The 8,977-nt window shown below is 64.1% G+C and carries 8 protein-coding genes; 3 read left to right on the top strand and 5 right to left on the bottom strand.

All coding sequences use genetic code 11. From position 1 onward, the window contains the following. Both RMN95_RS02105 and RMN95_RS02100 read right to left on the bottom strand, forming a co-directional pair. Positions 1–375: hypothetical protein (locus tag RMN95_RS02105; protein WP_309615309.1), on the bottom strand; the 375-nt coding region annotated here is incomplete at its 3' end. Positions 376–665: 290 nt separating this feature from the next. Continuing rightward, entirely contained in the window at positions 666–1,901 is a 1,236-nt protein-coding gene (locus RMN95_RS02100; protein WP_309615308.1) for an isochorismate synthase, read from the bottom strand. 61 nt (positions 1,902–1,962) lie between these two features. Between RMN95_RS02100 and ubiE the strand changes: the two genes are divergently transcribed. The 3 genes from ubiE to RMN95_RS02085 are packed head-to-tail and all read left to right on the top strand — an operon-like array spanning position 1,963 to position 5,264. Next, positions 1,963–2,754 carry a bifunctional demethylmenaquinone methyltransferase/2-methoxy-6-polyprenyl-1,4-benzoquinol methylase UbiE gene (gene ubiE / locus RMN95_RS02095; RefSeq protein ID WP_309615307.1) on the top strand — a complete coding sequence of 264 codons (792 nt, stop codon included), beginning with the start codon at positions 1,963–1,965 and terminating at the stop codon, positions 2,752–2,754. Positions 2,755–2,782: 28 nt separating this feature from the next. Beyond that, entirely contained in the window at positions 2,783–3,859 is a 1,077-nt protein-coding gene (locus tag RMN95_RS02090) for a polyprenyl synthetase family protein (protein WP_309615306.1), read from the top strand. A 49-nt stretch (positions 3,860–3,908) separates the two neighbouring features. Beyond that, on the top strand, positions 3,909–5,264 hold the full coding sequence (locus RMN95_RS02085; protein WP_309615305.1) for an FAD-dependent oxidoreductase: 1,356 nt from the start codon (positions 3,909–3,911) through the stop codon (positions 5,262–5,264). Positions 5,265–5,269: 5 nt separating this feature from the next. Here the strand turns inward: RMN95_RS02085 and RMN95_RS02080 are convergent, their stop codons facing one another. The 3 genes from RMN95_RS02080 to cls form a co-directional block, all read right to left on the bottom strand. Further along, positions 5,270–6,160, bottom strand: a complete 891-nt coding sequence (locus RMN95_RS02080) for a hypothetical protein (RefSeq protein ID WP_309615304.1) — start codon at positions 6,158–6,160, stop codon at positions 5,270–5,272. A gap of 3 nt (positions 6,161–6,163) precedes the next feature. After that, positions 6,164–7,225 carry an SPFH domain-containing protein gene (locus RMN95_RS02075; RefSeq protein WP_309615303.1) on the bottom strand — a complete coding sequence of 354 codons (1,062 nt, stop codon included), beginning with the start codon at positions 7,223–7,225 and terminating at the stop codon, positions 6,164–6,166. A gap of 174 nt (positions 7,226–7,399) precedes the next feature. Beyond that, complete coding sequence (gene cls / locus RMN95_RS02070) at positions 7,400–8,872, bottom strand: cardiolipin synthase (RefSeq protein WP_309615302.1); 1,473 nt, start codon at positions 8,870–8,872, stop codon at positions 7,400–7,402. Positions 8,873–8,977: the final 105 nt, after the last annotated feature.

Below are 8,977 nucleotides of genomic sequence, written 5' to 3'. Positions count from 1 at the left end.
GGCTGCGCTCACCACAGGGCGAGAAGCAGCCAGGACCTCGCCAGTGAGGGCCCTGTCTGTGCTCGTGGCTCCGGCAATCGCCAGCCGAGCACGCGCAGATCGCTCGGATATGCCAGCGATCGACGCAACAGCGACGCTCGGTGAGGCGTGGCCTAGTTGCTCAGCCAGAAGAGGAGAGTCGATGAGTGGGGCCAATACCCGCACCCGGGCACAATCCATCAGGCGACCCAAGGATTCCACCGTGGCTATGGCATCGGCTACGGTGCCCGCTGACTGTGGTGCGACAGCATGATCGCCACCCAGAAGATCGATCAAGGCCGCTAAATCCAGGGCGATGGCGTCCACCCTGTTAGCGATTACTTGACTTTCGAACATAGCCAAGTCTAGCACACATTCGTACATATGTTCGAACCCTTGGACAAGCTAACCGGGCAATGCAGGCCGCGTGGCACCCTCGTCGCTCAATGAGCGGCGAGAATCGCACCGGTTGCGCGCTGGCCGGAACGTGCCCAGCCCAGAAGCGCCACCTCAGCGGAACGCATCGATAGGTGCGGTCTGTTCCGACCAAATGAAGGACAACCCCGCTCCGGGTCCCTGGTTTCCGGGCTCGCCACACGCTCGAGCGAAATTCTCCTTCATTTGGCTGCTGCCTCTTGGCGCGATCACTAAGCGAAGGCGTCGACGATCGGACTGAACTTCAATTCGGTCTCGGCGAGCTCGCGAGCGGGGTCTGAGGCCTCGACGATCCCCGCACCCGCGTATGCGGTGACCGTGCGCACGCCACCAGCCGCGAGCGAGACCTGTGCGCAGCGCAACGCGATGGCCCACTCGCCGTCACCATTCGCGTCGACCCAGCCGACGGGTCCCGCGTATCGGCCTCGGTCGAATGGCTCGAGCTGATCGATCAGTTCGAGAGCCGCATCCGTTGGATCTCCGGCTACCGCCGCTGTGGGGTGCATGGCGGCGACCAGGTCGAGGGCACTCGACCCGTCGGTGAGCGCACCCGTCACATCGCTCGCGAGGTGCCAGATGTTGCGCAGCTGCAGCGGGAACGGCTGGGCATTCGCGACCAGCCCTAGGCTACGAGGGCCAAGGGATTCGAGCACGCTGCGGAGCGCGAAGGCGTGTTCGGCGAGATCCTTGGGGGAGGCTGCCAGGGCCGCAGCCGCTCGGGCGTCGCTGGTCGGGTCTGTGCCCCTGGCGGCGCTGCCGGCCAGCACTCGCGCGCTGACGACACCCCGCCGAGCACGCACGAGGGTCTCGGGGCTGGAGCCGAGAAGACCGTCGACGGCGAACGTGAACGTGTCTGGGTATGCCGCCGCAAGGGCGGTGATGGGGAGGCGGAGGTCGGCGTCATCCGGAATCCGGGCAACCAGATCGCGCGCTACGACGATCTTTCGGGCAGTCCCGGCGATGATCGACGACACAGCGCTGGCGACAGCGTCGACATAGCCGGGCCGAGATTGCCCGCCCGGCGAGAACGCCACGGGAAACGCGGTGCCCAGAGATGTCGGTTCTGGGGCCACATCGCCGATCCGTGTGACCCAGCTGACGTCACCGCGACGCCCGATGATCGTCGAGGGAACCACCAGCACACTCACCGCGTTGGACTCGTCGGCGAAAGAGAAACTGCCGAACGCCACGAGACCTGTGCCAGCGACGGAGACGGGATCAACGACGGTGGCTGCCGCAACGACCAAGCGCCAGGCGTCAGCAGCATCCTGCACCCGCGAGGGGCCCGAGAACTCGAGCCGAAGCGCGACACCGAGGCCGGCGATGCCATCGCCATTTCGGATGAACGCGAGAGGATCATGCGCGTCAAGAAGACCGATGAGGGCCGGAGTTGCACGCACGACGGTGGTGACCGCCGCCAGCGCGGGGAAAGCTCGCGGGCCGTTCACAACCCCGAGCTTACCGTCGGCGCCGGGCACTTACCCTGGCAGGCAGCCGTAGACTCATGAGGTGAGTAAAGCCGACATGAGCAAGCAACCGGGCGAGGTCGCGAGCATGTTCGACGATGTCGCCAGGCGGTACGACCGAACCAACACCATCCTTTCTGCCGGCAACGCGGTGTTATGGCGAGCGGCGACCGTGCGTGCCGTCGCCCCAGTGGCCGGCGAACGTGTGCTCGATATCGCGGCCGGCACCGGAACGAGCTCCGCCGCTCTTCAGCGCAGGGGCGCTCGGGTGGTTGCTGTCGACTTCTCGCCGGGCATGGTCGCCGAGGGGCGCCGCAAGCACGACAAGATCGAGTTCATCGTCGCCGACGCCGAAGCGCTGCCGTTCGGTGACAACGAATTCGATGCCGTCACCATCAGCTTCGGGCTGCGCAATATCTCCGACCCGAAGCTGGCGCTCAGCGAGATGTACCGGGTCTTGAAGCCCGGTGGACGCCTCGTGATCTGCGAGTTTTCCCGACCGCCGGTCGCCATCGTGCGCGAAAGCTACTGGGCCTACCTGGGTCACATCATGCCGATCGTTGCCCGGGGCACAAGTTCCAACCCGGCCGCATACTCCTACCTTGCCGAGTCCATTAGGGAATGGCCAGACCAGGGCGAACTCAGCCAGTGGATCCGTGGTGCCGGTTTCACCAGAGTCGCCTACCGAAACCTGACCGTCGGCATCGTCGCCCTTCACCGTGGACGCAAGCCAATGGATGCCACGATCCTGGCGTCCGTCGCCAAGCGCAAGGGCAACGCCACCCGACCTATCAAGACCATCCAACCCACCAGGCCGCAGAGCCCGAAGCAGTAGCTTCCCCTACCGAGAACCGGTCGAGAACGTGAATCCGAGCCTGCCGCTCGCTCGTCGCAGCAACACCCTGAGCTCGTCGCTCGGTCTCGGCGAGAAACTCTTCGCCTCCAGCGACGAGAAGAAGTTTGCTGCCGCCATCGAGAAGGGCCTCGAGAAAGTCGAGGAAGGTCTCCTCGGCGAGGTGCAATTTGCCGACGAGATCGCGGATGTCACCACCCGCTACCTGCTTGAGGCCGGCGGCAAGCGAGTGCGACCCGTGCTGACCCTGCTGGCCGCACAGCTCGGCTCGGGAAACAACGAGAAGGTGATCAAAGCCGCGCAGGCAATCGAGATCACCCATCTCGCATCCCTCTATCACGACGATGTGATGGATGAAGCCCAGATGCGCCGAGGGGTTCCGAGCGCGCAGACGGTATGGGGTAATTCGGTTGCGATCCTCACCGGCGACCTGCTGTTTGCCCGCGCCAGCAAGCTCATCGCGAGTCTCGGGGAGCGCGCGCTGGTGCTGCAGGCCAACACCTTCGAGCGACTGTGCCTCGGGCAGTTGCATGAGACGCTGGGCCCGCGCGCCGACGAAGACCCGGTCGAGCACTACCTGCAGGTGCTGGCCGATAAGACCGGCTCACTGATCTCGACCGCCGCCGAGGTCGGGGTGCTGTTCTCCGACGCATCCGAAGACTTCGTTGTGCCGGTGCGGATGTTCGGCGAGAAGGTCGGCGTCGCGTTCCAGCTGATCGACGACGTCATCGACCTGTCGGCCGAGACCGATGTCACCGGCAAGACCGCGGGCACCGACCTCCGCGCGGGCGTGTCGACTCTGCCGCTGCTCTACCTGCGGGAGCAGGCGAAGACCGACCAGGATGCCGCGGCACTGCTCACCAGGATTGAGCGCGACGTCAACGCCTCGTTCTACGGTGAGGCAGATGAAGCCGATCTCGCCGCCGCGGTGGCCGAGTTGCGTGAGCACCCTGTCACCTCCCGCACCCTCGACGAGGCCAGGCGCTGGGCGGCCGATGCGGTCGCTGCCCTCGCACCGCTGCCGGACGGCCCGGTGAAGAAGGCCCTGACGCGCTTCGCCGACTCGATCGTCGAACGCTCCAACTGACTTTTCGGCGCGGCCATCACGGCCCGCCCCCAGTGAACGGAATACACCCATGACCAAGCTTCGCCTGGCCATCGTCGGCGCTGGCCCCGCCGGAATCTACGCCGCGGACATCCTGCTGAAGACCGAGAAGAACTTCGACGTCTCGATCGACCTGTTTGAGCAACTGCCGGCGCCGTACGGTCTGGTGCGCTACGGCGTTGCGCCCGATCATCCACGAATCAAGGGCATCATCACCGCCCTTCGAGACGTGCTCGACTCGGGCGACATCCGCCTGTTCGGCAACGTCTTCTTCGGTCGCGACATCACTCTTGACGACCTGAAGAAGCACTACAACGCGGTGATTTTTTCGACGGGCGCGATTCGGGATGCCCCGCTCGTGATCCCCGGAGTCGACCTGCCCGGCAGCTACGGTGCTGCCGATTTCGTGAGCTGGTACGACGGTCACCCCGACTTCCCGCGGGAGTGGCCGCTGACGGCGACCTCCGTGGCCGTCATCGGCAACGGCAACGTGGCATTGGACGCGGCGCGCATGCTCTCCAAGCACGCCGATGATCTGCTGCCGACCGAGATTCCGGCCAACGTCTACGAGGGTCTCAAGGCCTCGCCGGTCACCGACGTGCACGTCTTCGGGCGCCGCGGCCCCGCCCAGGTGAAGTTCTCCCCGCTGGAACTGCGGGAGATGGGCGAGCTGAACGACGTCGATATGATCGTCTACGACGAGGACTTCGACTACGACGAAGCGTCGAAGGCGGCGATCGCCAGCAATAAACAGGTGATGGTGATTGACAGGGTGCTGAGCCAGTGGCGCACGCGCGAACCGGGTTCGGCGTCGCGTCGTCTACACCTGCACTTCTACGCCAGCCCGGTCGAGATCACCGGCGATGGCGCCGTCGAGGGTTTCCGCTACGAGCGCACGAAGCCCGATGGTGAGGGCGGCGTGGTGGGCACCGGCGAGTTTCGGGATGTCGCGGTGCAGGCCGTCTATCGTGCGGTCGGCTATTTCGGTTCCCCGCTCGACGGCATCCCGTTCGATGAGAAGCGCGGCGTCATCCCGAATCGCGAGGGCCAGGTGCTGGACGATAACGACCAGCAGGTGCACGGCGTCTACGCAACAGGGTGGATCAAGCGTGGCCCGGTTGGCCTCATCGGCCACACCAAGAGCGACGCGATGGAGACCGTGAAGCACGTGGTGAACGACCAGGCGAACTGGTGGACGCCGGAGCACCCCGATGAGAGCTCCATCGTGGACCTATTGCGCAGCCGCGGAGTCGAGTTCACCAACCTGGGTGGCTGGCACAACCTGGACGAGCACGAGTTGGCCCTCGGTGAGCCCGTCGGTCGAACCCGCATCAAGGTCGTCGATCGCGACGAGATGATCGCGGTGTCGAACGTGTCGCGCGCCTGACGTTCCTAAGCTAGACGGAGAACCCTGGCGCTGTGCTCGATCGTGAGAGTCTGCCCCCAGCCGAGCCGAAGGTTATCGGCCTCTATCCCGTCCCCGAACGCCACGAGCGAATCTGACTCGACGAGCACCCGGAGGCGCTGACGTTCCTCGAGCGCGCCATTCGTATAATTCCTGCCCGTCCATCGAGAGGGCCACGCTTCCCGAACCCACCACAGCAGCCCGGTCGAGGTCGCTCCCGGCACACGCTCGACGAGTTGGCGATCGTTGGCGAGGGACGACGCCCACCCGGTGCCGCCGGTGGCGGTCGAGACTATGATGCCGGATGACGACTGCCGCTCTCGCTCGCCTGTGGGGAGGGTGAGGCTGTACCGAGACGACTGGTGGCCCCGATCGCCCACATAGATCTCGTTGAGTGCGACGAGGTGTTGACCGTCGTCGAGCCGCGCCTCGACCATCGTTCGTTCCTCAAATCTCAATGACCCGCGAAGTGCCCCACCAACGATCCTCCCAGACTGCTTTACCGAATACCGAACCAGAGAGCCGGGATTGCGTTCAGGCTCCGGGTTGATGCCGATCACGGGGTTGCCGTCGACATACTTCGCCACGTTGGCAACCAGACCGTCCTGCCCCACAATGACGACGATGTCCTCAGGGGCAAACTGGTACCGATCGAGATCTCCGCGTTCCACCTGGGTGCGTCTGACGTCTTTCGGGAGGCCCGCCAAGACCTCGCGGATCCGTGAGGTCAGGTCGTGGTGACGCTGCTCAACCTCCGCGATGTCCCTGCCGCGGGAAGCGAGAAAGAACTCTGCTTGACCTCGGGTGGCATGGCGGTCCAGCAGCTCCTCGTACTCGGTCCGACGGTGGACGAGCACGATACGGGGTGCGAGAGCCACCAACTACTCCGGGACGAGCGCGGTTTTCGGCTTCGAGTCGGCCACACCGAGCCGGGCCAGGGCGGCAGAGATGACATCCGGCGTGAAGTTTATCGAGCCGATCTGTGGAAGATTTCCGGCGACGGACTGCGCGGCCAGAGCCAATAGGATCGCCGGGTCCACGCCGCGGTAGCTGGCCAGTTTCAGGGTCTCCGCCTCGGCGATCGCGGCTCCGGTAATGCGCAACGACTCGGCCTTCTGTCCCGCGACGATTTTCTCGCGCGCAACCCATCCCTCTGACTCGATCATCGACCGATCGGTCGCGCCCTGAGTCGCGATCTTGTCGGCGGCGGCAGCTTCCGCTGCGCGCCGCTGCGTGTTTGCGCCCTCCTGCACTACGAGTTGTTGCTCTCGAGTTGCGAGCTCGATCTTGCTTTGAAGCTCATTCTCCGCGATGGCGCGCTCGCGTTCCACAGCGAGAGCACGTCGCTCGAAGCCGGCCTTATCGGCCTCTTGCTGCACTTTCTCCCGCACTGGTGTTTCGAGTGCTTTCTCGAGCTCCGGCACCGGACGTGCAGAGACGATTCGCACACCAGCGATGAAGATAGAGGTCTCGGCCAGCCGCTGATCGCTCGCCAGCCCTTCGATCATTGCCTGTCGAATGGCGGGCAGCCCTCGGGCGAGAAGGTCTACGAGTCCTGACGTCGCGACGTACTCCATCGCGTACTGCTGGGCGAGTTCTGTGATGCGCGTAGAGACCTGTGCCAGGGGATCAGAGAGCCACGCGCCCGAATACGGGTCGATGCTGAAATCCAACCGTCGGGCCGCGACACCAGGGTCATCGAATCGGTATGTCACGGTCACCTGCACCGCGACGGCCTGGAAGTCGTTGGTTCGCGTCTGGAAGACAGCATGCAGCTCGACCTCATGGGTGGGTACCTCGCTGATTGCAGCGTTCAACGCGCGGAAGTAGAACGAGATGCCGACACCCTCGTGCGCCACCCGACCTCGGCGCATATGAACAACGTGCGAGGTCGGAAGTGAGCGAAGGTGTCGGGTCAGCGGAAACGATCGGATGTCGGCCACAGGTTCAGTCCTTCGCGGTTGAGGTGCAGGGCTGAGGCTGTGGATATGAGGACATGATCGGCTCCCACCGTGCTGGTGATTGGGCCAGATCCAACCACCGTAGAGGCTACACGGAACCTCGACGCGATGTCGCCAAACGTGTAGGTGCACGGCGCCACCACTCTCGTTCAGGCGCTACTGCACCGCGGCAGTAAGCCTCGCGATGTTGTCGAGCGCGCTGGAAAAGAATCCGCGCTCTTCCCAGGCTTCGAGGGTGAGTTGACGACTGTTCGCGCGGTAGGACTCCTCGACGTCGCGCAGCGAGTCGATGAAGGCTTTACCCCGAATCATCACCGACACCTCGAGGTCGAGAGTGAAGGAGCGCATGTCCATATTGCTCGAACCGATGACGGCCACATCGTCGTCAATGGTCATGTGTTTTGCGTGGAGGATTGTTGGCGACCGGTAAAGGTAGATAACGACACCGGCTTTCAGCAGCGCCTCATAGTAGCTGCGCTGAGCGTGGTACACGAAGAACTGGTCACCGATCTCAGAGACAAACAGTTCTACCCGCAGCCCACTCTGGGCGGCGGTGGTGATCGCATAGAGCATCGAATCGTCGGGCACAAAATAGGGGCTGACCAGGATGACCTTCTCCTGGGCCGCATAGACGAGTGAGTTGAACAGCCGCAGGTTGTTCTCTCCCGGGAATCCCGGCCCGCTCGGTACCACCTGGCAGTCCAGGTCGCCGGTGCCCTCGGCGGTGAGGCTCGCCGATCCGCGCTCCAGCAGTTCGTTCGTCTCCGAGTACCAGTCCGTGATGAACAGCGCGTCGAGGCCGGCGACCACAGGCCCTTCAAAGCGCACCATGAAGTCTTTCCACTGCAGATGACGCCGACGGTTTTTCCAGCGTTGGTAACCAGTGTCGATGACGTTCTGCGACCCGGTGTATGCCACCGTGTCATCCACCACCATGATTTTGCGGTGATTGCGCAGGTCAGGGCGCTGGATCTTGCCGCGCAGGGGCTGGAACGGCAGCATCAGGTGCCATTCGACGCCCATGGCATTCAGCCGCCGTTTCGTGCGACGGTAACCGGGGTACTGGAAGTTGCCGAGGTGGTCGAGCAGCACCCTAACGACGACGCCCCGGTGATGGGCGTCCTCCAACGCATCGAAGAAAGGAGCGGTGGTCGAATCGAGCGACAGGATGTAGAACTCGACATGCAGGCTCTTCTTCGCGCCCCTGATCGCCTCCGTCATGGCGTCGAGAGCCTCCTGGTTGTTGGAAAACAGCTTCGCCCGGTTGCCACCCACCAGCGGCATGGCGCCCAGCGTGCGATTCAGTTCGACGATCGGCTCGAGCCACGACGGCCACGGCGGGTCGCGCTGCACGAGATCGAAACCCTCGGTGGTCTCGAGGATGTAGTCGTTGATCTGGCGCTGCTTGCGGCGGCGCCCACGGGGCAGGCGCGCGCTTCCGACGATCAGGAACAGGATGACGCCCACGTAGGGCACGAAGAATATCGCCAGCAACCAAGCCATCGCCGTCTGTGGCCGACGGTTACGTGGAACGACGATCAGGGCCACAATCCGGATGATGAAGTCGACGACGAGCAACACACCGGCAACCGTGATGTTGGAGAGAGTTAGGGCCGCGACGTCATCCATCGATCGAAGTCTAGCGACGCGCCGGGCCCCGTTAGCTCCGCTGTGTCGGCGCCCCCGTGCTAGCGGAAGTTCACGAACTGTAGGTCGACGTCGAGCTCTTTGCCC

Source organism: Salinibacterium sp. (assembly GCF_031364185.1).
In the GTDB taxonomy this organism is placed as follows: domain Bacteria; phylum Actinomycetota; class Actinomycetes; order Actinomycetales; family Microbacteriaceae; genus Rhodoglobus.
Note: the sequence above shows the minus strand (reverse complement) of the source record. Positions and strands in the feature narration are given on the sequence as shown.

Coding starts and splice junctions, on each gene's coding strand:
- RMN95_RS02085 (WP_309615305.1), top strand. CDS start 3,909: ATGACCAAGCTTCGCCTGGCCATCGTCGGCGCTGGCCCCGCCGGAATC.
- cls (WP_309615302.1), bottom strand. CDS start 8,872: ATGGATGACGTCGCGGCCCTAACTCTCTCCAACATCACGGTTGCCGGT.